We start from the raw sequence: 23,764 nt of genomic DNA, 5'->3' as shown, positions 1-23,764 counted from the left end.
GGTGCCGGCCCGGTGAGCGTCAACAAGCCCGAGGCGGGCTGACCGTCGTTTCTAACCAGGATGTTTCATCATGAAGGGTACCCGCCCTCGCGGGTGCCCCTGCGGGTCGCTTGTCCGCGCCCAGGATGTTCCTCCGTACGCCTGATGGCCCGATACGGGGCTTCATCGGAACATCCCCCTGTACGGCCGACTCCTGCCCGGGCGCAGCCGATCCGTCAGGCTCCCGGGCCGTAGTGACGGTTCAGGCGTCGCTCTGGGCGATCTGTTCGTGATCGGCGCTGGCCAGGTACACGGTCAGGGTCTCGCCCGCGCGGATGCTGTCCCCGTTGAGGCCGTTCCAGCGACGCAGGTCGGGGATGCTGACCTGATGACGTCGGGCGATGGTGGAAAGGGAGTCGCCCGGGCGCACCTGGTATTCGATGCGCTGGCCATCGCGGCCGCGGTCGGGATCGGCCCGCACGACCTTCAGGGTGTCACCGGGTCGCAGGATCGAGCCCGGTTCGAGCCCGTTGATCGAGCGCAATGCGCTGATCGACATGCCGGTACGCTGGCTGATGTGCCACAGGCTGTCCCCGGGCTGTACCTCGTAGTCCTCGGCGGTGGTCGTGTCGCCCCCGGCCACGTGGGTGGTGGCGTCGTCGTGGGTGCTGGCCGGCAGACGCAGGGTCTGGCCGACACGGATCAGGTCGCCATCGAGGTCGTTCATGTCGCGCAACACCGTGACGCGGGTCCCGGCGCGCCTGGCGATGCGCCCAAGGTTGTCGCCGCTGCGCACGGTGTACTCGCGGAATCGCATCAGCGGTTCATCACTGCGTGCCTCCAGTGCGGTCTGCAGTCTCGGCATGACCTCGCGGGGTACGAACAGGTGCTGCGCGCCCCCGGGGTGGGTGGCATGCCGGTGGTACCCGGGATTGAGCGCCTTGAGGGTCTCGGTGTCCATGTCCACCAGCTCCGCAATCAGCGAGAAGTCCGCCTGACGGCCGGGTTTGATCATCTCCAGGGCCGGTTTGTTGGCGATGGGCGTGATCGCGATGTCGTGGGCGTCCGGCTCCAGGAAGAGGTGGCGCAGGGCAAGCAGGCGCGGTACGTACCCGGTGGGCTCGGAGGGCAGGTCCAGGCTCCAGTAATCGGTGGGCTCGCCGCGCGCCGCGTTGCGGTTGATTGCGCGCTGGAGGTTGCCTTGACCATAGTTGTAGGCTGCCAGCGCCAGATACCAGTCGTCGAAGCGGCGGTGCAGTGCCTGCAGGTAGTCCAGGGCGGCGAGGGTGGACTTGTAGACGTCGCGGCGGCCGTCGTACCAATGGTCGCGTGTCAGATCGAAATAGTCGCCGGTCGCCGGCATGAACTGCCAGATCCCGGCGGCGCTGCTGCCCGAGGTTGCCTGCGCGACAAAGCCGCTCTCCACGATCGGGAGCAGCAGGAGCTCGGCGGGCATGTCGCGCGCCTCAATCTCGGACAGGATGAAATAGGCAAACGGTTCCGCGCGCCGGGTGGAGTATTCGATGATGCGCGGGTGGTCGCGGTAGTGTTCGATGTAGCGATCCACGCGTTCATGGTCCAGCGCTTCGCTGAAACCGAACCCCAGTCGGGCCCGCTCCCACAGGTCGTCGGTTTCCTCGGCGCGTTGTGCTGCATCGCGGCGCTGGCGCTGCATGGCTGCCTGCACATCTTCGGTGGTGCGCGGTTCAACGTCTGGCTGATCGGTGCCCAGCGTGCGCCCGGAGTCGTGTAGGCTACAGGCAGAGGCGAACAGGGCCGTCAGGCCGAGGATCAGGGCGGTCCGAAGCCGCGTGTGGAGGCGTGATTTCATGGGGCTAGAGGATAAACCAGAGAGGGGGGATCACCAAGACCTGTTCCTGCACTGGTTGGCGCTCTGGTATGGCCAGCCACAGGGCCAGCGGGTTCGCGAACGCCTGCTGGAACGGATTCGACGCTATGGCGATCCCGGCCCTGGTGATCTGGCGGTAGAGCTGGCCCCGGTGCCGATCCTGGAAGAGCGCGATGCCGTGCAGGCCCCGCTGGTGCGGGTCGTCCCCGCACAACCGGTGCTGCGCATGGCCCCGGAGGCCTGGCCACTGGAATCTGGCTGTGCCCGACGCATTGTGCTCGCGCATGCCTGCGTGCAAAGCGAGCATCCGGAGACAGTCATGGCCGAGGCGGCGCGCGTCCTGGAGCCCGAGGGCCGCGTGTTCCTGCTGGAAGGCAACCGCCTGCAGCGGGGTGGGCGCCAGGGCGTCCGGCCTTCGCCTCTGCCTGAAGGGCTGCGGCGAAGGCAATACCGCGAATGGTTGGAAGCCGCCGATCTCGAGGTCCTCGATCAGTGGAGCCTGAGCCTGCTGCCGCCGGGGCTGCCGGCGGTCTGGCAAAGGCGCCTTGCGCCCATGGATGCCTGGTCGCTGCGCGGACTGCCGCCGCTTGCCAGCATGATCCTGACTGTGGCGCACAAACGTGTGGATCTGCCCCTGCGTCCGGCCCGTCGCTTCCGCTTTGCGGTCCCCAATCCCGCGCTGCGGCCGGGACTGGTATCCTCGCGCTCTCCTCATTCCGGAGCCCGCCGTTTTCATGGCTGACGAGCGTGTCTATATCTACACCGACGGTGCCTGCCGCGGAAATCCCGGTCCCGGGGGCTGGGGTGCGATCCTGCGCTACCGGGGCACCGAGCGCGAGCTGTACGGGGCGGAACCCGAGACCACCAACAACCGCATGGAGCTGACGGCCGCAATCCGTGCCCTGGAGACGCTCAAGCGTCCCTGCACGGTGGAGCTGGTTACGGATTCCAAGTACGTGAAGCAGGGCGTGACCGAGTGGCTGCCGGGCTGGAAACGGCGCAACTGGCGGTCTGCCAGCGGGTCTCCGGTCAAGAACCGCGACCTCTGGGAAGCGCTGGATACTCAGGCCGCCCGCCACGACATCGAGTGGTACTGGGTTCGTGGTCATAGCGGTCACCCGGAGAACGAGCGTGCCGATGAACTGGCCAACATCGGCATTGATGCCCTGTTGGCCGGCGAACCCATCCCGAACTGAGAAAGCCACCATGCGACAGATTGTGCTGGATACCGAGACCACGGGCCTGGAGCCTGCCGAGGGCCACCGCATCATCGAGATCGGGTGCCTGGAGCTGGATAATCGCCGGCCAACCGGCCGCAAGCTGCACGAATACCTGCAGCCGGATCGGGAGATTGATGCCGGCGCGATCGAAGTGCACGGGATCACCAACGAATTCCTCGCCGACAAGCCGCGTTTTGCCGATGTGGTCGGTGAATTTATCGAGTTCGTGCGCGGAGCGGAACTGATCATCCATAACGCCCCCTTCGATGTCGGCTTCATCAACCATGAGTTGCGGCTGCTGGGGGATGCGGCACCGGCGACCGAGCTGGGCGAGGTCTGCACCGTGCTGGATTCGCTGGTGATGGCGCGGCGCATGCACCCGGGGGCACGCAATTCCCTGGATGCACTGTGCAAGCGTTACGAGGTCGACAGCTCGGGCCGCACCCTGCATGGTGCCTTGCTGGATGCCGAGTTGCTGGCGGATGTCTATCTGGCGATGACCGGGGGGCAGGTGGCGCTGACGCTGGATGCCGGGGGTGACGGGGACGCTGCGGCCGGGCCGGTTCAGGCGCGGCGTTCGGGCAAGCCGCTGCCTGTGATCGAGCCGACGGCGGAGGAGCTGGCGGCGCACGAGGCGCTCCTGCAGACCCTCGACGAGGCAGCCGGCGGCACCTGCCGCTGGCGCGCCAACGCCTGATTCCGTCGTCCGGCACTGGCGCTACTCCGGCCTTCTGATGCGTTCCCCCGGCCGCCTGCCGTGTTGTGGCTAGACCGGGTTCGTTGCTCGGTGTTTACGGTGGCCCCGGTCCGGCGCCTGCCACCACGAGGCAGGCGACGGACCGAAGGCATCGTAAACACCGGATGCTGAATATGGCCAGCCAAACCAAGGCAGGCGGCTGGAGCAGGGCACAGGAAACTGCGACTGACGGGGCAGGGACTCCCGGCGCGAGCCGGAACGGGGACGGTGGGCGGGGGGCTGCGGCGTTAGCCGTGCTTCAGAATCCGCGCCCGCTCGCGTTCCCAGTCCTTGTCCTTCTTGGCGGCGCGCTTGTCGAACTCCTTCTTGCCCTTGGCCAGCCCGATCTCGAGCTTGGCGCGGCCACGCTTCCAGTACAGGGCCATTGGCACCAGGGTATAGCCCTTGCGCTCCACGGCGCCGACGAGGCGGTTGATCTCGGAGCGATGCAGCAGCAGTTTGCGGGTGCGGCTCGGGTCCGGGTGGATATGGGTGGAGGCGGTGGGCAGGGGGGTGATGTGCGCACCGAACAGGAAGGCCTCGCCGTTGCGCAGCAGCACGTAGGATTCGCTTAGCTGCGCGCGTCCGGCGCGCATGGACTTGACCTCCCAGCCCTCGAGCGCCAGTCCGGCTTCCAGACGGTCCTCGATAAAGAAATCGTGGCGCGCCTTGCGGTTCAGGGCGATGGTGCTGGAGGGGTCTCCGCCTTGTTTCTTCTTCTTTCCCATAGGCTGCGCAGTGTACTGCAGGTGGCCGCGGGAAGCAGTGCACGACCACCCGTCGGGTGGCGAAAGTTGAGCCACGCTGGCTGCTGCCCCACAATTCCGAGCGACTTTGCGCCGCGTTCGCCTGGCCGCGCCCGAGTGGGCACGGGGCGGGCGGGCGTGCAAGTGCCCTTCGTCTGCGCTCAAAAAGGAGCCATTTGATGCCTGCCACGACCTCGATCCACGGGCAATGGACCACCCGCCTGGCGTTTATCCTTGCGGCCACCGGCTCGGCCGTCGGCCTCGGCAATATTTGGCGCTTCCCCTACATTGCCGGAGAGAACGGTGGTGGCGCCTTCGTGCTGGTGTATCTCGGCTGCATCCTGTTGATCGGTCTGCCGATCATGATGGCCGAGATCATGCTCGGGCGGCGCGGGCGGCAGAGTCCGATCAACACGATGTCGGCGCTGGCGCGCGAGGAGGGGCTGTCACGCGCCTGGGGCATGATCGGGTGGATCGGGGTACTGGCCGGTTTCCTGATCCTGTCGTTCTACAGTGTGGTCGCGGGCTGGTCGCTGTCCTACGTGTTCAAGTCGGGGAGCGGTGGCTTTCTGGGGCTGGACGCCGAGGGGTCCGAGTCGATGTTCGGTGGCATGCTGGCCGATCCCGAGGCGCTTCTGGCCTGGCATACGATCTTTATGGTGATGACGGCGATCGTGGTGGCGCGCGGGGTGCAGTCGGGCCTGGAGAAGGCCGTCACCATCCTGATGCCGCTGCTGTTCCTGATGCTGGTGGTCATGGTTGGCTATGCGATGGTTCAGGGTCAGTTCTTCGCCGGGCTCGAGTTCCTGCTGTATCCGGACTTCTCCGCCCTGTCTGCGAACGCGGTGTTGCTGGCCATGGGGCAGGCGTTCTTCACGCTCAGTCTCGGCATGGGTGCGATCATGATCTACGGCAGTTACCTGCAGAGTGATGCCTCCATCGCGCGGACCTCCACGGCGGTGGTCGGGGCGGATACGCTGGTTGCGATCATGGCGGGGCTGGCGATCTTCCCCATCGTGCTCGGGGCCGGCCTGTCGGCCGAGCAGGGTCCGGGGCTGATCTTCGTGACGCTGCCGCTGGCCTTTGCCGACATGCCGGGCGGGCTGTATTTCGGCACCATGTTCTTCGTGCTGCTGGTGTTCGCGGCCTGGACGTCGGCGATCTCGATCATCGAGCCGGCCGTGGCCTTCCTGGTCGAAAATCTGGGGCTGACGCGGGTGACGGCGACGACCCTGATCGCGATCGGTGCCTGGTTCCTGGGGATCGGTGCCCTGCTGTCGTTGAATGTCTGGTCTGACTACACCCTGTTCGATATGGGCATCCTGGACCTGTTCGACTATGTCACGGCCAACATCCTGTTGCCGCTGGGTGGCTTCCTGATTGCGATCTTCGTCGGCTGGCGCATGACGGAGCGTTCGGTCCAGTCCGAGCTGCGCATGCAGCACCCCGGTTTGTACCAGGTGTGGTACTTCCTGGTCCGTTTCGTGGCCCCGATCGCGATCCTGTTCGTGTTCCTCCGCGCGGTGGAACTGATTTGATGGCCTCGAAGATTCGACGCTACGCGGATGTGCCCTACACCCGCGAGCAGATGTTCAACCTGGTGAACGACGTCGATGCCTATCCCGAGTTCCTGCCGGGGTGTCGCAGTGCCTCCGCGCGTCCGCGTGGTGAACATGAGGTCGAGGGGACGATCGAGCTGGCCAAGGGGGCGCTGCACAAGTCGTTCACCACCCGCAACACGCTCAAGCGCCCGGAGAGTATTGACATACGTCTGGTCTCCGGTCCGTTCCGGCGGCTGCACGGGACCTGGAGCTTCTCCCAGGTCGAGGGCGGACGCACCCGCATTGCCCTGGAGCTGGAGTTCGAGTTCGCCAACCGCATCATGGCGTTTGCGATCGGACCGGTGTTCAACCAGATTGCCAACTCGCTGGTGGATGCCTTTGTCCAGCGCGCCCGCGAGGTGCACGGTGCCGGATAGTCCCACGGCGCCGGCAGCCGAGGACGGCATGATTCGGGTAGAGGTCGCCTATGCGCTCCCGGCGCGTCAGGTCATCCTGCCCCTGGTGGTGCCCGAGGGTACGACCGTGGACACCGCGTTGCGGCAGTCGGAGATCGAAAAGCAGTTCCCCGAGATCGACCTGGAGACGGTCAAGGTCGGGATCTTTGGCAAGATTACTCGACGCGACACGGTACTGCGGCCGCGTGATCGCATCGAGGTCTATCGGCCGCTGCTCGCGGACCCGAAGGAGGTGCGCCGCCAGCGTGCCGGAAAGGGCCGCAAAAAGCCGAGCAAGGGGGAGGGCGCCGGCGCGACAACCCCGGATTCTGCATCCGGCCCGAAAACCTGATCAGGCGTGCGCCGGAGAGCGGCGCGGCGTCAGTGGGCGTTCATGTCCACCGGGTGGTCTTCCTGCGCCACGGGCTGCGGGATGTTGGCCTCTACATGGCTGACTACGCCGTCGTCGAAATGGACCGTGACATGCTGGCGTTCGGTCGCGCCGAAGCCTGGCCGGCGGTGATAGATGTAGTCCCAGCGATCATCGGCGCGGAATGCGGCCTCCAGCTGTGGCGAACCCATCAGGAAGCGCACCTGCTGCGGTGTCATGCCGGGCTGGATCTGGGCGACCTGGGCTGGATCGATCACATTGCCTTGCTGCACGTCCAGACGGAACTGGTTGAAGCCGCCACAGGCGCTGAGCAGGCTTGCAGCCACGGCAATAGAAATGAGAATCTTAATCATCTGAACGGGCGGTCCTCGGCGTCTAGTGGGCCGTGAACGCGCATGGTACACCAAAGCATACCGCCGCCCTCAAGCCGGTGGTCGCAGGAAACAGGTGATGGAGACAAACAACCTCAAGAAGGCGGGGCTCAAGGTTACGCTGCCGAGGATGAAGATCCTCGAGATCCTCGAGACCTCGGAGACACGTCACCTGAGTGCCGAGGCGATTTATCGCGAATTGCTGGATTCCGGCGAGGAGATCGGTCTGGCGACGGTCTACCGCGTGCTGACCCAGTTCGAGGCCGCGGGGCTGGTGTGCCGGTTGCACCTGGAGGGCAATCAGGCCGTCTTTGAACTGGAGCGGGGCGGGCATCATGATCATATCGTCTGCAACCAGTGTGGCCGCGTGGAAGAATTCTTCGACGAGACCATCGAGCGGCGTCAGAGCGAGGTTGCCCAGCAACACGGTTTTTCCATCAAGGACCACGCCCTGGTCCTGTACGGCGACTGTCTGGACAGCGCCTGTCCGTACCGTCCTGCCTGACCACTTTCGGGGTGTTGCGCACCGAGGGCTGTTTGGCCCCGGGCGTTCAGGTGGCTCTGATTTGACCGCCTGCCTTGTTGAGGCTGGTCCTGGTTCGTCGCTTGGTGTTTACGGTGCCTTCGGTCCGCCGCCTGCCCGGCGCTGACTCGCCAGCGCGCCCCGCCCGTTTTTGATCAACAACTGGCTTTCTTGCTTGCCCAAGAAAGTACCCAAAGAAGGGCACCCGGATTTCGCCCGGGAACCTCGCTCCGGACGCGCTGGGCCGGTGGCGCTGAACTCGCTACGCCTTCGGCTTCGCTCAGACATCCAGCGCCTTCTCCCGGCCCATCACGCCCTCCGCGAGGGGCTCCATACGGGAGGCGAAGGTCAAGACAGAAGGCATTCCGACCCCGCGACACCACAACGGCCCTGCCACTTGAAAGCCCCTGGCGCCCGCGCCGCGGGCGCGGCACGCAACGGCCGCAGGCCGAGCGTGCCCAGGATGTTCGAAGACCCAGCCTTCATCCATTCGCAAGAACGTCCGGACGGCCGTTGTCTTGACCTTAACCCCCCGTTGTCGTCGCGCCGAGTGGAAAGGGTTTTCGCGGGATTCAAGGCGCTGGATGTCTGAGCGGAGCCGCAGGCGTAGCGAGTTCAGCGCCGCCCGCGAAAACCCTCGGAGCGAGGGAAACCCCGGCCCGCACAGCGGGCCGGGGTCGCGGCAGTCGGGCGTGTTTCTTGGTGACTTCTTTGCACGAGCAAAGAAGTCACTCGGGGCGCGCTGGCGAGTCAGCGCCTGGCAGGTCGCGGACCGAAGGCACCGTAAACACCGGATGCCGAACCAGGCCCAGCCACCACCAGGCAGGAAGCGGGCCGGAGGCAGTGCAGACACCCGATGCCGAACCGCGCGCGGGTGGTCGAGGAAGGCCCGGGTCAGGTGGATGCGGCGAGCTTCGCCGCGAAATGCGCGGGCGCGAAGCCCTCCCGCTGGCGCAGGTAGTCGGCCAGCTGCGCGGTGAAGTCGGTTGGCACGGAGTCGCGCACGGCCGGCATGTCACGCAGAGCTTCCCAGCGCCCGGCCAGCCGCGGGAAGCAATCCGCCTCCCATGGACTGTCCGGATCCTCCAGCAGCGTATAGCGCATCAGGATCGGGGCCAGCGCGGCGTCGATCAGCGAGAAATCCGGGGTGGCCAGGTGATCATCCCGCGTCATCTGCTGTTCCAGGCGCTCCAGGCCGCGAGCGGCGGTATGGCGTGCCAGCTCGAAGGCGTCTTCGGTGCTGGCGGTCATCCACTGGTACTGGGCGAGGGTCTGTTCCGAGAGGTACTCGATCCAGGCGCGTGTGCGGGCCTGTTCCAGCGGCTCCGCCGGCATCAGCGGGGGCGGGGTGATGGCATCGATGTACTCATTGATTACGGCCGATTCGAACAGGACGGTTTCGCGATCGACGATCAGCACGGGGACCTTGCCCAGCGGCGAGCGTTCGCGAAACCAGTCCGGTGGGTCGAGCAGGTTGATCAGGTCCAGCTCGAACGGGACCTTCTTGTATTTCAGCGTGATCACGCTACGCTGAACGAACGGACAGATAGCGAAACTGATCAGGTGCAGATGCGGCAGATTCATGGTGATGTTCGGCGTCCGCGGGTGGGGCGATTGCCGTCCCGAGTGGCCCCGGCCCGCCGGCTCCTCGCTTGGAAAGAACGCGCATTGTCTCCGCTCCGGTCGACCCGGGGAACCCTTGGGCAGGGGTAACGGGCCGGACGCGCCGGGCAGCGCCGGGCTGCGAATCGACAAGTGGCTGTGGGCTGCGCGTTTCTTCAAGACCCGTGCGCTGGCGACCGAGGCGGTCAGTGGCGGCAAGGTCCATGTGAATGGCGAGCGCTGCAAGCCGGCGCGGCGGCTGCATCCCGGTGATCGCCTGAGCATCCATCGTGGCCCCCAGGTCTGGGAGGTGGACGTGGTCGCGCTCCATGATCAGCGCCGACCGGCGAGCGAGGCCCGGACCCTGTATGCCGAGACCCCCGAAAGCGAGGCCCGGCGCGTAGCCGAAGGCGAGCGCCGCCGGGCCGAACGCGCTGCTGCCGACAGTGCCCCGGGGCGGCGGCCGGACAAGCGTGATCGGCGCAAGATTCGCCGTTTTATCCGGCAGGATGCCAGTGACAGGAGCGACCCCGAATGAGTCTACCCGCAGGTGCCGGCGGCGCCCCGGTCACGCCCAGGCTTGCGGTCGACCTGGTGATCCATCACCCGGCGCAGCCGGGTCGTGTGCTGGTGATCGAGCGCCGTAATCCCCCGCATGGCTGGGCCTTGCCGGGTGGTTTTGTCGATGTGGGCGAGACCACCGAGCATGCGGCGGTACGCGAGGCGCGTGAGGAAACCGGCCTGGAGGTCACGCTGGAGACCCTGCTTGGTGTGTATTCCGACCCCGGTCGTGATCCACGCGGACACACCGTCAGTGCGGTCTACATCGCCCGTGGTCAGGGCCAGGCGCGGGCGGCCGACGATGCCGCTGACTGCGCCTGGCTGGCGCCGGATGATCCGGGCCAGGTCCTGGTCTTCGATCATCGGCGCATCCTGGATGATTATCTGCGCTACCGTCTGACCGGCGATACCGCCGCCCTGCATCGCGTTTAAAAAGCGGGATGAACCGGGCCAAGCTGTTACCATACGGGCCTTTCGACCACCGATACGGCTTCGAGTGACACAGGCAGACCCCGCAACCCGATCCCGTCGCGACGGCGACTTGCCGGAACCGCGCGTCTACGAGCGTGCGGAACACGGCATCTCGCGCGCCCTGATCGACGATAACGCCCTGAAGGTGCTCTACCGCCTGCGGGAGGCCGGTTACCGTGCCTGCCTGGTGGGGGGCGGCGTGCGCGATCTGCTGCTGGGGCGCGAACCCAAGGATTTCGATGTCGCCACTGATGCGACGCCGGAACAGGTGCGGGGCCTGTTCCGCAACTGCCGTCTGATCGGGCGTCGCTTCCGTCTGGCACATGTCCTGTTCGGTCGCGAGATGATCGAGGTCGCTACCTTCCGCGCGCCGCATGACGACGCCGAGGGTGACGAGCAGGTGGCCTTGTCCGACGAGGGCCGCATCTTGCGCGACAACCGCTACGGCACGATCGAGCAGGATGCGGTGCGGCGCGACTTCAGCGTGAACGCACTGTATTACGACATCGAGGATTTCTCGGTGCTGGATTACACCGGCGGCGTCGAGGACCTGCGCGCGGGGGTGTTGCGCTTGATCGGGGATGATGTCGAGACGCGCCTGCGCGAGGACCCGGTGCGCATGCTGCGCGCGGTGCGCTTCTCCGCCAAGCTGGGGCTGCGTATTGCCCCCGAGGTCGAGGCGGGCATCCGGGATGTGGCCACGCTGATGCAGACCGTGGCGCCGGCGCGTCTGTTCGACGAGGTGATCAAGCTGTTCCACAGCGGTGCGGCGGTCACCTGTCTGGACGAGCTGGAACGCTTCGGGCTGTTCGCGCCCATGTTCCCGGAGGCGGCCGCGTGCTTCGCCGACCCGGAGACGGGGGCCGATCGTCGCCAGTTCCTGGTCGAATCGCTGCTGAATACCGACAAGCGCATCAACGAGGGGCTGGGTGTCAATCCGGCCTTTCTCTACGCGGCGATCCTGTGGGCCCCGGTTCAGGTGGAGGCGGCGGCGCGCATCGAGGCCGGGGAGCAGGAGATCCCGGCCTGGCAACAGGCGATGGCCGAGGTGCTGGATCGTCAGGTGAAGACGGTCTCGATCCCCAAACGGTTCAGCCTGGTCGTGCGCGAGATCTGGGAGCTGCAGGCCCGGCTGGAGCGTTCCCGGGGCGGGCGCGCACTGCGTCTGCTGACGCATCCGCGGTTTCGCGCCGGCTATGACTTCCTGTGTCTGCGCGCCCGCGCCGGGGATGCCGATCCGGAGTTGTGCCGCTGGTGGACCGAGCTTCAGGAGCAGGACGAGGCCGGGCAGAAGGCCCTGGCGGGCACGGCTTCAGGGAAAGGCCCCAAGGGCCGCGCGCGTCGTGGCGGTCGTCGGCGCCGGCGTGGCCGCAAGGGTGATTCCGGGGGCGGCGGCCAGGACGGTGGCAGCGGCAATTCCCCTTCCGGGGGCGATCAGGGGGGTAGCGAATGACCACCACCAGTAGTGGCGTTCAGGCCTATATTGGTATTGGTGCGAACCTGGGCGATCCCGAGGCCCAGGTTCGCGAATCGTTTGTGCGTCTGGCCCGCGATCTGCCACAGACGCGCCTGACCGGTCGGTCACGCCTGTTTCGCAACCCGCCGATGGGCCCCCAGGACCAGCCCGACTATGTAAACGCGGTGGCCCGTCTGCAGACACGCCTGGCGCCTCTGGAATTGCTGGAGGGGTTGCAGGCGATCGAATGCGCCTGCGGCCGCGAGCGTGACGGCACCCGCTGGGGGCCGCGGCTTCTGGACCTGGATCTGCTGCTGTTCGGCGACCGGCAGCTGGAACTGCCCGGGCTGCAGGTGCCGCACACCGGTATCGCCGAACGGGACTTCGTGGTGCTTCCTCTGCTGGAACTGGCGCCGGGGCTGCGAATCCCGGGCCTGGGTGCGCTGGAACCGCTCGCGCAGCGCTTCGACGGCGCAGGGCTGATACCGATCAAGGAGCCGGGGGAAGACAAGGCGATCGCGGAGGGCCGCGGATGAGCCTCGGTGATTTCGACTTTATCGCGGTGGAGGGTCCCATCGGTGTCGGAAAGTCGAGCCTGGCGCAGCGGCTGGCCGAACACCTCGGGGCCGAGGGTATCTTCGAGGCCCCCGACGAGAACCCGTTTCTTGACCGTTTTTATCAGGACCCGGGCAAGCATGCCCTGGCGACCCAGCTGCATTTTCTGGTGCAGCGTGTGCGCCAGCTGACGCCGATGGCGCAGAAGGGCCTGTTCGAGCAGCGACACGTATCCGATTACCTGATGGACAAGGACCCGCTGTTTGCCGAGCTGAATCTCCACCCGGACGAACTGGAGATCTATCGCGAGATGTTCCGCCACCTGCGTGGCGGGCTGCCGCAGCCGGATCTGGTGATCTATCTGCAGGCGCCGGTGGATGTGTTGCAGGAACGCATCCGGCAGCGGGCCCGACCGTATGAACGTCACATCCATGGCGGTTACCTGGAACGGCTGAACGCCGCCTACGCGGAGTTCTTCTATCATTTCGAGGGGCCGGCACTCGTGATCGTGAACGCCACCGAGATCGACTGGGTACACAACCCGGCCGATTTCGACCAGTTGATGCAGTTTCTGGAGTCGGTTCAGGGTGGACGGCACTACTTCAATCCGTTGCCGATCTCGCTCTAGGGGCCTGTCAGTTTTGGGCAATCGTCGCGAGCGTGTTGGGGGCGTGAGGCCCTCTTTTGGGTCTCTTGATGCGTGTAGCGGGGACGATGTAACGAGAACGAGCGGAAACGGGGACCGTTCCCCTGTACGCGCAGCAGATCTGTCCCAAACCCGACAGGCTCCCAGGCGAGCCGGACTGCCCGGGGAGGCATGAGGATGCGGCCGATTACCGTGAATACCCTGGCAAGACGCAAGGAGGCCGGCGAGCCTATTACCTGCCTGACGGCCTATGATGCGGCCTTTGCTGGTCTTCTGGACCGCTGCGGGGTGGATGTGATCCTGGTGGGCGATTCCCTGGGCATGGTGGTCCAGGGTCATGCGACTACCCTGCCGGTTACGCTGGAGGACATGGTCTACCACGTTGCCGGTGTGGCCCGCGGCAGCACGCAGGCCCTGATCATGGCGGACATCCCGTTCCTGGGCGACGTGGATCCGGCCACCGCGCTGGCCCAGGCCGGGGCGCTGCTGCGCGCGGGGGCGCACATGGTCAAGATCGAGTGTGGTGCGATCGAGGTGCCGGTCGTCGAGCGGCTGGTTGCCGCCGGGATCCCCGTCTGCGCCCACCTGGGGCTGACACCGCAGGCCGTGCATCGCTTTGGCGGACACCGGGTCCAGGGACGCGACCCGAGGGCGGCGGCGGAGATGGAATCGCTGGCCGCACGTCTGGAGGATGTCGGCGCGCAGGCCCTGCTGCTGGAAGGCATCCCGGAGAGTCTGGCCGATGCCATTGTGCGCAGTGCCGGGGTGCCCGTGATCGGTATCGGTGCCAGCCCCCGCTGCGATGGCCAGGTGCTGGTGCTGTCCGATGTGCTCGGCCTGACGCCGGAGCCGCCGCGTTTCGCACGGGACTTCCTCGCCGATGGCGGTTCCCTGGAGGGTGCGGTAAAGGCGTACTGCGAGGCCGTACGCACGCGAGCGTTTCCGCAGTCCGGTGTGCATACCTTCCGTTAGGAGACACGGATCCATGCTGCCCCTTTATCCGTGTCTCCCCCGGGACCAGGACGGACCTGACGCATGAGAATACTGCGTGATCGGCGACAGTTGGTCGCCATGCATCAAGAGTGGTCGCGTAAGGGGCGCGGCACCGTGGCGCTGGTGCCCACCATGGGCAATCTCCACGAGGGTCATTTGACCCTGATTCGCCATGCGCGGGCGCGCGCCCAGCAGGTGGTGGTGTCGATCTTCGTGAACCCGCTGCAGTTTGATCGCGTCGAGGACCTGGAACGCTATCCGCGCACTCTGGAGGCGGATGCCCGGCTGGCGGCCGATGCCGGTGTCGATGCGCTGTTCTGCCCCAGTAGCGAGGACATGTACCCCGATGACGGGGTGTCCCCGGTGCGAGTGGTGGTGCCGGTGCTGTCGGAGATCCTGGAAGGCGCCTACCGTCCGGGGCATTTTGATGGCGTGGCAACCGTGGTGACCAAGCTGTTTAACCTGGTGCGGCCCGACCTGGCCCTGTTCGGCGAGAAGGACTACCAGCAGTTCAAACTGATCGAACGCATGGTGCAGGGTCTGGACATCCCGACCCGGGTGGAGGCGGTCCCCATCGTGCGCGAGCCGGACGGGCTGGCCTTCAGCTCGCGCAACAGCCAGTTGCCCGAATCGGCGCGCTCCGTGGCGCCCGCACTCAAGCGGGTGCTGGACGAGGTCGCCAGCGTTTGCCGCACCGCGACCGTATTCGAGGCCGATCGTGTCCCCGAAGTGGAGGGGCGCGCCTGCGAGCGCCTGCGCGCGGCCGGGTTCGATCCGGAATACCTGTCGATCCGGCGCGTCGATGACCTGCTGGAGCCGGAAGCGGGGGTGCCGCTGGCGGAACAGGACCTGGTGGTCCTGGCCGCGGCCTGGCTGGAGGACGTGCGTCTGATTGACAATGTCCGCACCCGCACCGACTGAGCCCATCGTTTTGTCACCACGAAGCCCGCGCCAGGGAGACGCTGATTGAATCCCACGTCCGCGTGGGCGCCCCCAGTTTCTGGAGACAAGCGTTCCGAGACAAGGCGCCTCAAACAGCGGGTAGAGGTTCTACCCGCCCGTTTCTGATGGATGCGGGGCGCAACGCAGGATCGGGCCATATTCATTCAGAATCGGGGGGGGCACCAACCCCACAAGCTATTGAAAGCAGCGGCTCGGTCGCCCGTTTTTGAGCAACAACGGGCGTGGGAGCGGCGTTGCGGTTCCCTTGCGCGAATGACTGCACGGCCGTCACCGCGCATTGAACGCACACAAAAGCGACTCGAGCGCGGACGTGCGTTTCAATCAGCGTCTCCCTGGCACGAAGCGGTTCAAGGCCGATTGACAGGAAGGCGGGGAGAGCGTGACCCAACCGGGCTTGCCACGGCGCCGGGGCCAGAATGCGCGTGACCGATTGCGCTGCGCCGCACACTGCTCGGCTCGCAGTCCTTGCGTCTGCCTGTGAATGCGTTTTCCTGCGCGGGCTTTGCGGTGCAAAACACGGCCCCGAACAGGTGAGTTTGCCGTGGTCGCCGGGATCGCGGATAATTCGGCGCCCCCAGAGGTTATCGCCGGGAAAATCGCCGATGCACGTCACCATGCTCAAGGGCAAGCTGCACAAGGCCCAGGTCACTCATTGCGAGCTGGAGTACGAGGGTTCTTGCGCCATTGATACGCGGCTGCTGGAAGCCGCCGGCATCCTGCCGTTCGAGCAGATCCAGATCTACAACGTGGACAACGGCGAGCGCTTCACTACCTACGCGATCGAGGGCGAGCCGGGCTCCGGCATCATCTCGGTGAATGGCGCGGCCGCGCACAAGGCGGCGGTGGGGCATCGCGTGATCATCTGTGCCTATGCGCAGATGGAGGCAACCGCGGCCCGCGAATACACCCCGAATCTCGTGTATCTCGACGCCCGCAACGCGATCGTGCGCACGGGCCACGATATTCCAGTGCAGGCCGCCTGAGGACCTGCTGCCCGCGTCCGTCCCGCAAGTTGTCGGGAAAAGGGCACACGGCTATCCTCCACGCCCATGAATCTTCACGAATTTCAGGCCAAGGCGCGCTTTCGCGACGCCGGCATCCCCGTTCCCGACGGACAGGTGATCACCCACGCCGACGAGCTCCCCGCGGCCTGGCAGGCGCTGGGCGGCGAGCGCGTGCTGGTCAAGGCTCAGGTGCATTCCGGCGGGCGCGGCAAGGCCGGCGGCGTGGTGATGGCGGATTCCCCCGAGGCGGCACGCGAGGCGGCGGAGAAGCTGCTGGGTTCGCGCCTGGTCACCGGCCAGAGCGGCCCCGAGGGCCTGCCGGTGGATCAGCTCCTGCTGGAACCGGCTGCCGATATCGCCCGCGAGTTCTATTTCGCCCTGCTGGTGGATCGTGCCCGCGAGCGCCTGGCGCTGGTGGTCTCCGCCGAAGGGGGCATGGACATCGAGACCCTCGCCGCCGAGCGTCCCGAGGCGGTGATCACCCTGCCGATCCACCCGGTCACGGGCGTGATGCCGTTTCACGGGCGCCGGGTCGCCTTTGCCCTCGGACTGTCGGGCGAGCCGGCGAAGGCGATGGCCCAGCTGGTAACCAATGCCCATGCCCTGTTCCAGCAGCTGGATGCGCAGCTGCTGGAGATCAACCCGCTGGTGCTGACCGCTGACGATCAGCTCCTGGCCATCGACGCCAAGCTGACCGTGGACGACTCCGCCGCCTACCGCCAGAAGGCGCTGATGGCCGAACGCGACGTGCGCCAGCGCGACCCGGCCGAAGAAGAGGCGCACGAGCACGACCTCAACTACATCCGCCTGGATGGTTCCATCGGCTGCATGGTGAACGGTGCGGGCCTGGCCATGGCCACCATGGATCTGATCAAGCACCACGGCGGCGAGCCGGCCAACTTCCTGGATGTGGGCGGCGGCACGACGGTGGAGCGGGTCACGGCCGCGTTCAAACTGATCCTGTCGGACCCTTCGGTAAGTGCGGTACTGGTGAATATCTTTGGCGGCATCGTGCGCTGCGACCTGATCGCCGAGGGCATCATTGCCGCGATCCGCGAGGTGCAGGTCCAGGTGCCGGTGGTGGTGCGGCTGGAAGGTACCAATGCGGAGCAGGGCCGCGAGGCGCTGGCGCGTTCCGGTCTGGACGTGATCCCGGCCGCGGATCTCGACCGAGCGGCGCGTGCCGTGGTGGAGGCCGTGGCATGAGCATCCTTGTCGACCGCGATACAAAGGTGATCTGCCAGGGCTTTACCGGCAAGCAGGGCAGCTTCCACTCCGAGCAGGCGATCGCGTACGGCACACAGCTGGTCGGGGGTGTGACGCCCGGGAAGGGCGGGCAGACGCATCTGGACCGTCCGGTGTTCGATAGCGTCGCCGATGCGGTGGCGCAGACCGGCGCGACCGTCAGCATGATTTATGTCCCGGCCCCATTCGCGGCGGATGCGATCTGCGAGGCGGCGGATGCCGGCATCGAGTTGGCCGTATGCATCACCGAGGGTATCCCGGTACAGGACATGATCCGGGTGAAGCAGGTCCTCGCCGGCAGCCCGACCCGTCTGATTGGTCCGAACTGCCCCGGCATCATCACCCCGGATGCCTGCAAGGTCGGCATCATGCCCGGCTACATCCACCAGCGCGGGCGCATCGGCATCGTTTCGCGCTCCGGCACCCTGACCTACGAGGCGGTCAAGCAGACCTCGGATCGGGGGCTGGGTCAGAGTACCTGTATCGGCATCGGCGGCGATCCGATCCAGGGACTCGATTTTGTCGACTGCCTGCGGCTGTTCCGCGACGATCCGGAGACCGACGGCGTGCTGCTGGTCGGCGAGATCGGTGGCGATGCCGAGGAACGCGCCGCGCGCTATATCGAGAGCGAATTCGACAAGCCCGTGGCGGCCTACATCGCGGGCGCCACCGCGCCGCCCGGACGTCGCATGGGGCATGCCGGGGCGATCATCGCCGGTGGCCAGGGCACGGCCGAACAGAAGATGGCGGCCCTGCGCGCGGCCGGGGCGAGCGTGGCCGAGAGCCCGGCCGAGCTCGGCCAGGCCATGCAGTCCGCGCTCGATCGCGTCTGACCCTCGGCGATGGCGTCTGCCGATGACCTGCCGCTGGCCCTGGCCCAGATCAACCCGATCGTGGGCGGGCTGGACACCAACCGCCACCTGATCGAGGACGCCATCGCACAGGCCCGCGCCGCTGGTGCGCGCGCAGTGGTCTTCCCTGAACTTGCCCTGACCGGTTACCCCCCGGAGGACCTGCTGTTGCGCCCGGCCTTCCTGCGCGCGGTGGAACAGACTCTGGCGGCGATCACGTGCGCGGTGCAGGGCATCGACGTGATCCTTGGCGCGCCCGTAAGCACCGAGCAAGGCCTGGTGAATGCCGCGCTGTGGCTGCGCGACGGCCGCGAGATCGCGCGCTATGCCAAGCAGGTCCTGCCCAATTATTCGGTATTCGACGAACAGCGCTATTTTGTTGCCGGCGAGCAGGCCTGTGTGGTCGAGCTCGCGGGCTGGCGGATCGGCCTGACCGTCTGCGAGGACATCTGGCAGGCGGCGCCGGCCGCTTCCGCAAAGGCGGCCGGCGCCGAACTGATCCTGAACCTGAATGCCTCGCCCTATCATCGCGGCAAGGCCGAGGAGCGCCTGCAGGTGGTGGGCGCGCGCGTGGCCGAGACCGACTGCCCGGTGGTCTACGTGAACCAGGTGGGCGGGCAGGACGAACTGGTGTTCGACGGCCGCTCCTTCGTACACGACGCTGCGCACGGCGCGCGCGCGGTGCTGCCGGCCTGGGCGACCGGGTATGCGCTGGTGCAGGCCGGGCGCGGACCGTCGGGGGTCGAGTTGCAGCCGCGGCCCGAGACCATGCATCTGTCCGCCTGCGGGATCCGCCCGACCCTGGCCGATCCCGGCCCGGAGCCGGACGAGGCGGATGCCCGCGACCTCTACCAGGCCCTGATGATCGGCATTCGCGACTATGTCGCCAAGACGGGGTTTCCCGGCGTCCTGCTGGGCCTGTCCGGAGGGATCGATTCGGGGCTGACGGCCGCGCTGGCCGTGGATGCGCTGGGTCCGGCCGCTGTGACGGCGGTCATGATGCCGTATCGCTACACCGCGTCCATGAGTATCGAGGACGCCGAGGCGCAGGCCCGGCTGCTGGGGATCGAATACCACGAGATCGCGATTGAGCCGATGGTGCAGGACTTCCTCGAGGGGCTGTCACCGGCGTTTGCTGCGATGCCTGCCCACGCGGGAGATGTGACTGAGCAGAACCTGCAGTCGCGGGCCCGTGGGGTACTGCTGATGGCGCTGTCGAACCGCAGCGGCAAGCTGCTGCTGGCCACCGGCAACAAGTCGGAGATGGCCGTAGGCTACTCCACATTGTACGGCGACATGAACGGCGGCTTCGCTCCGCTCAAGGACGTCTCCAAGCAGTGGGTGTACCGCCTGGCGCGCTGGCGCAACACGCGCGGCGCGGCGATCCCCGAGCGGGTGATCGAACGCCCGCCCAGCGCCGAACTGGCACCTGACCAGAAGGATGCCGATTCGTTGCCACCCTACGAGGTGCTGGACGCGGTGCTGGAGGCCTTTGTCGAGCAGGAGCGCTCGGTGGACGCGATTGTGGCCGATGGCTTTGACCGGGTCACCGTGGAGCGCATCGCGCGGCTGGTGTTCCGGGCCGAGTACAAGCGCCGTCAGGCCCCGCCGGGCGTCCGTGTCAGCCGCCGGGCCTTCGGCCGCGACCGGCGCTACCCGATCACCTCCGGCTACCACCCCGACTGATCCACACCGGCGCGCGCTGGCTTTGACCGGGCCCTTCTCCGTGCCTTCGTGCGCTTTGGGGTGAATCCGGAGCCGCTTCGAACGTTGCGAGGGGGCGGGAATCGCGGCGCAGGGCCGGGGGTTTGATACACTTTCGGCGAACCGCTCAGCGCCCGCGTGGCGGGCACAACCAAAGGGATTCGCATGAAGAAGATCGAGGCGATCATCAAGCCGTTCAAGCTGGAGGATGTTCGCGAGGCCCTGACCGAGATGGGCATTGCCGGCATGACCGCGACCGAGGTTCAGGGCTTCGGACGGCAGAAGGGCCATACCGAACTGTACCGGGGGGCGGAATACGTGGTCGACTTCCTGCCCAAGGTCAAACTGGAGCTGGTCGTGGATGATGACCGCGTGGATACCTGTATTGACGCGATCGTGAAGGCCTCGCGCACCGGCAAGATCGGAGACGGCAAGATCTTTGTCTCCGACATGTCGCGGGTGGTTCGTATTCGCACCGGGGAGGAGGGCAGCGAGGCCCTTTGAAGAACCGTTCCGCGTGCGCTTGATGGGTCCTTAAAGCGCACGAAGAAGGTCAAGGGCGGTTCACAGGAAGCTGGGCAGACGGGAAGGATGAGCGGGTGTCGCGGATGTTCGGGGCTGTAACGGCACCAGCCAACCCCGGCTCCCCACACCCGGGGCATCATCCTTCTCCTCTTCGAGTCTTCCTGTAGACGCTTTCCGCTGTACCGAAGCGGACCGAACGAGCGCCCGGGGGTGGCTCAGTTGGTGAGGAACGGGATGCGGTCCAGCACGGGCCACAAGCCGCCGCGTTCGTGACCGTCGATCGCGACCAGTTCACCGGCGCGAGCGGCCACGGCGGCATCCGGGTAGTTCAGCTCCAGTACCGTCATCGTGTTCTCGGCGTGGTCGTCCAGACCCAGTTCGCTGTAGGCGCGGTAGAGCACGGAGAGGGCCCGGGGCATGACCTCGGAGCCGGGATAAACGGCCACTATGTTGCGGGCGCGCTGGGCCGTCGCTACCCAGGCAGTGCGTTCCATGTAGAACTCGGCCACGCGCAGTTCGTAGGCGGCCAGTGCGTTGCGGATAAAGATCATGCGCTGGTAGGCGTCCGCAGCGTAACGGCTGTCCGGAAATTCCCGGATCAGGCGGTCGAAATCCTGGAAGGCGCGATCAAAGGGTTCCGGGTCCATCTCGGCGGGGTCGCGCGGGAACAGGTTGGACAGAATCCCCTGCTGGCGGTTGAAGTTGATCAACCCGCGCAGGTAGTACGCATAATCCAGGTTCGGGTGACGCGGATTCAGCTGCACGAAGCGATCGACTGCAGCCAGGGCCGGTTCCGGCTCGCCGGCCTTGTAATAGGCGTAGGGGATCTCGATCTGGGCCTGCTGGGCGTAGCGTCCGAAGGGATAACGGGCCTCGAGTTTTTCGTAGTAGTCGACGGCCAGGTCGTAGTTGCGCTCATTGAGGGCGTTCTTGGCCTCGCCGTAGAGCTGGCTGGCTGACCAGCCCAGCGTGGGATCTTCGCGCCCTCCGGCACAGCCGGCGACCACGAGAGCCACGAGCAGAACGACGAGCAGGCGCGGCAGTTGCGGGACAAACATCACGGCGAGGCCTCACAGATGAATCAAAGTCCACGGATTCTACAACATCACGCCCCGGTGGCGGCGAGCAGGGCGAGGCGATGAGCACGACCCGCGAGGCCTTTCTGCCGGAGGAGGCGGCCGGGCAGCGCCTGGATGCGGCGCTGGCGCGCCTGTTTCCGGAGTACTCCCGCAGTCAGTTGACGCAGTGGCTGAAGGAAGGCGCTCTGCGGGTTGACGGGGCGCATCCGCGTCCGCGCACGCCGGTTCAGGGCGGGGAACGGGTGGAACTGAGCCCCCCGGATGCGCCGGTACTGGCGGCAGAACCCGAACCCATCGCGCTGGACATCGTATATGCGGATGCCGCGATACTGGTGATCAACAAGCCCGCCGGGCTGGTGGTGCATCCGGCGGCCGGGCATCGCGACGGTACCCTGGTCAACGGATTGCTGCACCATGCCCCGGAACTGGCGCAACTGCCGCGGGCGGGGGTGGTGCACCGTCTGGACAAGGACACCACCGGCCTGATGGTGGTCGCGCGCACCCCGGAGGCCCAGACGGCCCTGGTGCGGCAGTTGCAGGCGCGCACGGTGCACCGCGAATACCGCGCGCTGGTGCAGGGCCGGGTCATCAGCGGATCCACCATCGACGAACCGATCGGGCGTCATCCGGTCGACCGCAAGCGCCAGGCGGTCACCGCCGGCGGCAAGCCCGCCGTAACCCATTACCGCGTGGCCGAGCGCTTCCCGGCCCACACGCTCCTGAATGTGCGCCTGGAGACCGGACGCACTCACCAGATCCGGGTCCACATGGCGTATGTCCGGCATCCGATTGTGGGCGATCTGACCTACGGGGGGCGGCCGCGCCCGGTCCGGGGCATGAGCGAGGCAATTCGTGCGACCCTGGCGGCCTGCAAGCGCCAGGCCCTGCACGCGGCGCGGCTGGAGTTCGAACACCCCGTCACCGGCGCACCCTGCAGCTTCGAGGCCCCGTTGCCGGCGGATTTCGCGGCTTTGCTGACCGCCCTGCGCGACGATGCCGGGGGGCATCCGGATGGCTGAGCCCCTGTCCCTGCTCGTGCCGCCCCCGGCGGCATTGCCGGCGCCGGTACGCGCGCTGCAGACCACACGTCGGGGCGGTGTCAGCCCCGCCCCCTGGGACACGCTGAACCTGGCCCTGCACACGGGTGATGAGCGCGCACGTGTCGCTGCAAACCGGCAACGCCTGGAGCAAGAGTTGGGGCTTGCGCAGGCGGTCGACTGGCCGCGTCAGGTCCACGGCACGCAGGTGGTCCGGGCCGAGGATCTGCAGGCGGCGCAGGCGCAGGGCATGACCCTCGAGGCCGATGCCGTGGTCACCGACCGCCCCGGCGTGGTCTGTGCGGTGCAGACCGCCGACTGCCTGCCCGTGGTAATGGCCACTGCCGATGGCCGGGCCGTGGGTGTGGCTCATGCCGGCTGGCGCGGTCTGGTCGGTGGCGTGCTTGAGGCGACCCTGGAGGCCCTGCACGCAGGGCGTCCGGATGCTCCGGTGCAGGCCTGGATGGGCGCGTCCATCGGGCCGGGGGCCTTCGAGGTCGGACCCGAAGTCCGCGCGGCCTTCCTGGAGCAGGACCCGGGGGCCGGGGCCGCCTTTGTTGCGGCTGGGGCAGGCCGTCTGCTGGCGGACCTGTACCAGCTGGCCCGCAGACGGCTCGAGCGCGCGGGCGTGCGCCGCGTGGCCGGCGGTGGCCGCTGCACCTTCCGCGAGGCGGAACACTTCTTTTCCTACCGTCGCGACGGTGAGACCGGGCGCATGGGCACGCTGGTGTGGATCGAGCCACTCCAGGGAGACGCTGATTGAATCGCACGTCCGCGTGGGTGCCCCCAGTTTCTGGAGACAAGCGTTCCGAGACAAGACGCATCGTACAGCGGGTAGTGGTTCTACCCGCCCGTTTCTGATGGATTCGGGGCGCAACGCAGGATCGGGCCATATTCATTCAGAATCGGGGGGCACCAACCCCACAAGCTATTGAAAGCAGGCGCTCGGCCGCCCGTTTTTTGATCAACAACGGGCGCGGGAACGGCGTTGCGGTTCTCCTGTAGCAGAGTGACTGCACGGCCGTCACCGCGCATTAAACGCACGCAAAAGCGACTCGAGCGCGGACGTGCGATTCAATCAGCGTCTCCCTGGTGGGCCATGCGGATTGGGGACGGATCTGCTGCCCCATGCTCACGACGATCGCCCCAACCCGACAGGCCCCTGGCCCTGGCCGCTCCCCCTCAACGGCGGTCGTTTGTCGCGATCCTCCTTGAAGCCGCCCGGGTTGCCCCCATGATTCGTGTCAGTTCACCAAGATTT

26 protein-coding genes and 1 pseudogene are annotated in these 23,764 nt (G+C 66.7%); 21 read left to right on the top strand and 6 right to left on the bottom strand.

Translation table 11 applies throughout. The annotated features are described in order from the left end of the window. Positions 1 to 241: 241 nt before the first annotated feature. The gene (locus G332_RS0104055) at positions 242 to 1,810 is read right to left on the bottom strand and encodes a LysM peptidoglycan-binding domain-containing protein (protein ID WP_019625715.1); all 1,569 of its coding nucleotides are present in this window, start codon (positions 1,808 to 1,810) and stop codon (positions 242 to 244) included. On the opposite strand from G332_RS0104055, the gene G332_RS0104050 reads away from it, so the two are divergent. From G332_RS0104050 to dnaQ, 3 genes are read left to right on the top strand one after another with little or no spacing between them, the layout of a single operon-like run. Further along, positions 1,809 to 2,570 (top strand): hypothetical protein, encoded by a 762-nt coding sequence (locus G332_RS0104050; protein WP_026340576.1) that lies wholly within the window; start codon positions 1,809 to 1,811, stop codon positions 2,568 to 2,570. The genes G332_RS0104055 and G332_RS0104050 overlap by 2 nt on opposite strands. Beyond that, positions 2,563 to 3,024 carry a ribonuclease HI gene (gene rnhA / locus G332_RS0104045; protein WP_019625713.1) on the top strand — a complete coding sequence of 154 codons (462 nt, stop codon included), beginning with the start codon at positions 2,563 to 2,565 and terminating at the stop codon, positions 3,022 to 3,024. The genes G332_RS0104050 and rnhA overlap by 8 nt, the downstream gene beginning before the upstream one ends. Before the next feature lie 10 nt (positions 3,025 to 3,034). Further along, positions 3,035 to 3,745, top strand: coding sequence for a DNA polymerase III subunit epsilon (gene dnaQ, locus G332_RS0104040; RefSeq protein WP_019625712.1), 711 nt, complete (start codon positions 3,035 to 3,037; stop codon positions 3,743 to 3,745). Positions 3,746 to 4,032: 287 nt separating this feature from the next. Here the strand turns inward: dnaQ and smpB are convergent, their stop codons facing one another. Continuing rightward, positions 4,033 to 4,512 carry an SsrA-binding protein SmpB gene (smpB, locus tag G332_RS0104035; RefSeq protein ID WP_019625711.1) on the bottom strand — a complete coding sequence of 160 codons (480 nt, stop codon included), beginning with the start codon at positions 4,510 to 4,512 and terminating at the stop codon, positions 4,033 to 4,035. Between the two features lie 197 nt (positions 4,513 to 4,709). On the opposite strand from smpB, the gene G332_RS0104030 reads away from it, so the two are divergent. The 3 genes from G332_RS0104030 to G332_RS0104020 are packed head-to-tail and all read left to right on the top strand — an operon-like array spanning position 4,710 to position 6,878. After that, positions 4,710 to 6,068, top strand: coding sequence for a sodium-dependent transporter (locus G332_RS0104030; RefSeq protein ID WP_019625710.1), 1,359 nt, complete (start codon positions 4,710 to 4,712; stop codon positions 6,066 to 6,068). Then, a complete protein-coding gene (locus G332_RS0104025) occupies positions 6,068 to 6,508 on the top strand; it encodes a type II toxin-antitoxin system RatA family toxin (RefSeq protein WP_019625709.1) in 441 nt (146 codons plus the stop codon). The genes G332_RS0104030 and G332_RS0104025 overlap by 1 nt, the downstream gene beginning before the upstream one ends. A gap of 28 nt (positions 6,509 to 6,536) precedes the next feature. Further along, positions 6,537 to 6,878, top strand: coding sequence for an RnfH family protein (locus tag G332_RS0104020; protein WP_019625708.1), 342 nt, complete (start codon positions 6,537 to 6,539; stop codon positions 6,876 to 6,878). A 29-nt stretch (positions 6,879 to 6,907) separates the two neighbouring features. On the opposite strand, the gene G332_RS0104015 is transcribed toward G332_RS0104020, so the two are convergent. After that, positions 6,908 to 7,270 (bottom strand): outer membrane protein assembly factor BamE, encoded by a 363-nt coding sequence (locus tag G332_RS0104015; protein ID WP_019625707.1) that lies wholly within the window; start codon positions 7,268 to 7,270, stop codon positions 6,908 to 6,910. Between the two features lie 97 nt (positions 7,271 to 7,367). Between G332_RS0104015 and fur the strand changes: the two genes are divergently transcribed. Beyond that, positions 7,368 to 7,793 (top strand): ferric iron uptake transcriptional regulator, encoded by a 426-nt coding sequence (fur, locus tag G332_RS0104010; RefSeq protein ID WP_019625706.1) that lies wholly within the window; start codon positions 7,368 to 7,370, stop codon positions 7,791 to 7,793. A 298-nt stretch (positions 7,794 to 8,091) separates the two neighbouring features. On the opposite strand, the pseudogene G332_RS13855 reads toward fur, so the two are convergent. Continuing rightward, positions 8,092 to 8,297 (bottom strand): annotated as a pseudogene (locus G332_RS13855) (hypothetical protein). 408 nt (positions 8,298 to 8,705) lie between these two features. Then, positions 8,706 to 9,395, bottom strand: a complete 690-nt coding sequence (locus G332_RS0104000; protein ID WP_019625704.1) for a glutathione S-transferase family protein — start codon at positions 9,393 to 9,395, stop codon at positions 8,706 to 8,708. 115 nt (positions 9,396 to 9,510) lie between these two features. On the opposite strand from G332_RS0104000, the gene G332_RS0103995 reads away from it, so the two are divergent. The 12 genes from G332_RS0103995 (at position 9,511) to G332_RS0103940 (ending at position 20,366) form a co-directional block, all read left to right on the top strand. Further along, on the top strand, positions 9,511 to 9,951 hold the full coding sequence (locus G332_RS0103995) for an RNA-binding S4 domain-containing protein (protein WP_019625703.1): 441 nt from the start codon (positions 9,511 to 9,513) through the stop codon (positions 9,949 to 9,951). Then, positions 9,948 to 10,406 (top strand): NUDIX hydrolase, encoded by a 459-nt coding sequence (locus G332_RS0103990; RefSeq protein ID WP_019625702.1) that lies wholly within the window; start codon positions 9,948 to 9,950, stop codon positions 10,404 to 10,406. The genes G332_RS0103995 and G332_RS0103990 overlap by 4 nt, the downstream gene beginning before the upstream one ends. Positions 10,407 to 10,470: 64 nt before the next feature. After that, on the top strand, positions 10,471 to 11,898 hold the full coding sequence (pcnB, locus tag G332_RS0103985; RefSeq protein WP_026340574.1) for a polynucleotide adenylyltransferase PcnB: 1,428 nt from the start codon (positions 10,471 to 10,473) through the stop codon (positions 11,896 to 11,898). Further along, entirely contained in the window at positions 11,895 to 12,437 is a 543-nt protein-coding gene (gene folK / locus G332_RS0103980; RefSeq protein WP_019625700.1) for a 2-amino-4-hydroxy-6-hydroxymethyldihydropteridine diphosphokinase, read from the top strand. Before pcnB ends, folK begins: the two co-directional genes overlap by 4 nt. Further along, positions 12,434 to 13,084 carry a deoxynucleoside kinase gene (locus G332_RS0103975; protein WP_019625699.1) on the top strand — a complete coding sequence of 217 codons (651 nt, stop codon included), beginning with the start codon at positions 12,434 to 12,436 and terminating at the stop codon, positions 13,082 to 13,084. Before folK ends, G332_RS0103975 begins: the two co-directional genes overlap by 4 nt. A gap of 195 nt (positions 13,085 to 13,279) precedes the next feature. Continuing rightward, complete coding sequence (panB, locus tag G332_RS0103970) at positions 13,280 to 14,074, top strand: 3-methyl-2-oxobutanoate hydroxymethyltransferase (protein WP_019625698.1); 795 nt, start codon at positions 13,280 to 13,282, stop codon at positions 14,072 to 14,074. Positions 14,075 to 14,137: 63 nt separating this feature from the next. Then, positions 14,138 to 15,016 carry a pantoate--beta-alanine ligase gene (panC, locus tag G332_RS0103965; protein WP_026340573.1) on the top strand — a complete coding sequence of 293 codons (879 nt, stop codon included), beginning with the start codon at positions 14,138 to 14,140 and terminating at the stop codon, positions 15,014 to 15,016. A 644-nt stretch (positions 15,017 to 15,660) separates the two neighbouring features. Continuing rightward, positions 15,661 to 16,041, top strand: a complete 381-nt coding sequence (panD, locus tag G332_RS0103960; protein ID WP_019625696.1) for an aspartate 1-decarboxylase — start codon at positions 15,661 to 15,663, stop codon at positions 16,039 to 16,041. A gap of 66 nt (positions 16,042 to 16,107) precedes the next feature. Further along, positions 16,108 to 17,268: an ADP-forming succinate--CoA ligase subunit beta gene (gene sucC / locus G332_RS0103955; protein ID WP_019625695.1), complete on the top strand. Its 1,161-nt coding sequence runs from the start codon at positions 16,108 to 16,110 to the stop codon at positions 17,266 to 17,268. Beyond that, positions 17,265 to 18,140, top strand: a complete 876-nt coding sequence (sucD, locus tag G332_RS0103950; protein WP_019625694.1) for a succinate--CoA ligase subunit alpha — start codon at positions 17,265 to 17,267, stop codon at positions 18,138 to 18,140. The genes sucC and sucD overlap by 4 nt, the downstream gene beginning before the upstream one ends. A 9-nt stretch (positions 18,141 to 18,149) precedes the next feature. Beyond that, positions 18,150 to 19,844, top strand: a complete 1,695-nt coding sequence (locus G332_RS0103945) for an NAD+ synthase (RefSeq protein ID WP_019625693.1) — start codon at positions 18,150 to 18,152, stop codon at positions 19,842 to 19,844. Between the two features lie 183 nt (positions 19,845 to 20,027). Further along, positions 20,028 to 20,366, top strand: a complete 339-nt coding sequence (locus G332_RS0103940; RefSeq protein ID WP_019625692.1) for a P-II family nitrogen regulator — start codon at positions 20,028 to 20,030, stop codon at positions 20,364 to 20,366. 236 nt (positions 20,367 to 20,602) lie between these two features. On the opposite strand, the gene G332_RS0103935 is transcribed toward G332_RS0103940, so the two are convergent. Next, entirely contained in the window at positions 20,603 to 21,448 is an 846-nt protein-coding gene (locus G332_RS0103935) for an outer membrane protein assembly factor BamD (protein ID WP_026340572.1), read from the bottom strand. 77 nt (positions 21,449 to 21,525) lie between these two features. On the opposite strand from G332_RS0103935, the gene rluD reads away from it, so the two are divergent. Together rluD and pgeF are read left to right on the top strand one after the other, a co-directional pair. Beyond that, positions 21,526 to 22,485 (top strand): 23S rRNA pseudouridine(1911/1915/1917) synthase RluD, encoded by a 960-nt coding sequence (gene rluD, locus G332_RS0103930; RefSeq protein ID WP_019625690.1) that lies wholly within the window; start codon positions 21,526 to 21,528, stop codon positions 22,483 to 22,485. After that, on the top strand, positions 22,478 to 23,266 hold the full coding sequence (gene pgeF / locus G332_RS0103925; RefSeq protein ID WP_026340571.1) for a peptidoglycan editing factor PgeF: 789 nt from the start codon (positions 22,478 to 22,480) through the stop codon (positions 23,264 to 23,266). Before rluD ends, pgeF begins: the two co-directional genes overlap by 8 nt. Positions 23,267 to 23,764 lie beyond the last annotated feature (498 nt).

It is taken from the genome of Thioalkalivibrio sp. ALJT, assembly GCF_000381825.1.
GTDB lineage: Bacteria > Pseudomonadota > Gammaproteobacteria > Ectothiorhodospirales > Ectothiorhodospiraceae > Thioalkalivibrio.
The sequence above is the reverse complement of the archived record's forward strand: the minus strand, read 5'-3'. Positions and strand labels throughout refer to the sequence as shown.

What these genes read in the sequence shown, in the direction of transcription:
- G332_RS0104050 (WP_026340576.1), top strand. Translation starts at nt 1,809, where the DNA reads ATGGGGCTAGAGGATAAACCAGAGAGGGGGGATCACCAAGACCTGTTC.
- G332_RS0104055 (WP_019625715.1), bottom strand. Translation starts at nt 1,810, where the DNA reads ATGAAATCACGCCTCCACACGCGGCTTCGGACCGCCCTGATCCTCGGC.
- rnhA (WP_019625713.1), top strand. Translation starts at nt 2,563, where the DNA reads ATGGCTGACGAGCGTGTCTATATCTACACCGACGGTGCCTGCCGCGGA.
- dnaQ (WP_019625712.1), top strand. Translation starts at nt 3,035, where the DNA reads ATGCGACAGATTGTGCTGGATACCGAGACCACGGGCCTGGAGCCTGCC.
- smpB (WP_019625711.1), bottom strand. Translation starts at nt 4,512, where the DNA reads ATGGGAAAGAAGAAGAAACAAGGCGGAGACCCCTCCAGCACCATCGCC.
- G332_RS0104030 (WP_019625710.1), top strand. Translation starts at nt 4,710, where the DNA reads ATGCCTGCCACGACCTCGATCCACGGGCAATGGACCACCCGCCTGGCG.
- G332_RS0104025 (WP_019625709.1), top strand. Translation starts at nt 6,068, where the DNA reads ATGGCCTCGAAGATTCGACGCTACGCGGATGTGCCCTACACCCGCGAG.
- G332_RS0104020 (WP_019625708.1), top strand. Translation starts at nt 6,537, where the DNA reads ATGATTCGGGTAGAGGTCGCCTATGCGCTCCCGGCGCGTCAGGTCATC.
- G332_RS0104015 (WP_019625707.1), bottom strand. Translation starts at nt 7,270, where the DNA reads ATGATTAAGATTCTCATTTCTATTGCCGTGGCTGCAAGCCTGCTCAGC.
- fur (WP_019625706.1), top strand. Translation starts at nt 7,368, where the DNA reads ATGGAGACAAACAACCTCAAGAAGGCGGGGCTCAAGGTTACGCTGCCG.
- G332_RS0104000 (WP_019625704.1), bottom strand. Translation starts at nt 9,395, where the DNA reads ATGAATCTGCCGCATCTGCACCTGATCAGTTTCGCTATCTGTCCGTTC.
- G332_RS0103990 (WP_019625702.1), top strand. Translation starts at nt 9,948, where the DNA reads ATGAGTCTACCCGCAGGTGCCGGCGGCGCCCCGGTCACGCCCAGGCTT.
- folK (WP_019625700.1), top strand. Translation starts at nt 11,895, where the DNA reads ATGACCACCACCAGTAGTGGCGTTCAGGCCTATATTGGTATTGGTGCG.
- G332_RS0103975 (WP_019625699.1), top strand. Translation starts at nt 12,434, where the DNA reads ATGAGCCTCGGTGATTTCGACTTTATCGCGGTGGAGGGTCCCATCGGT.
- panB (WP_019625698.1), top strand. Translation starts at nt 13,280, where the DNA reads ATGCGGCCGATTACCGTGAATACCCTGGCAAGACGCAAGGAGGCCGGC.
- panC (WP_026340573.1), top strand. Translation starts at nt 14,138, where the DNA reads ATGAGAATACTGCGTGATCGGCGACAGTTGGTCGCCATGCATCAAGAG.
- panD (WP_019625696.1), top strand. Translation starts at nt 15,661, where the DNA reads ATGCACGTCACCATGCTCAAGGGCAAGCTGCACAAGGCCCAGGTCACT.
- sucC (WP_019625695.1), top strand. Translation starts at nt 16,108, where the DNA reads ATGAATCTTCACGAATTTCAGGCCAAGGCGCGCTTTCGCGACGCCGGC.
- sucD (WP_019625694.1), top strand. Translation starts at nt 17,265, where the DNA reads ATGAGCATCCTTGTCGACCGCGATACAAAGGTGATCTGCCAGGGCTTT.
- G332_RS0103945 (WP_019625693.1), top strand. Translation starts at nt 18,150, where the DNA reads ATGGCGTCTGCCGATGACCTGCCGCTGGCCCTGGCCCAGATCAACCCG.
- G332_RS0103940 (WP_019625692.1), top strand. Translation starts at nt 20,028, where the DNA reads ATGAAGAAGATCGAGGCGATCATCAAGCCGTTCAAGCTGGAGGATGTT.
- rluD (WP_019625690.1), top strand. Translation starts at nt 21,526, where the DNA reads ATGAGCACGACCCGCGAGGCCTTTCTGCCGGAGGAGGCGGCCGGGCAG.
- pgeF (WP_026340571.1), top strand. Translation starts at nt 22,478, where the DNA reads ATGGCTGAGCCCCTGTCCCTGCTCGTGCCGCCCCCGGCGGCATTGCCG.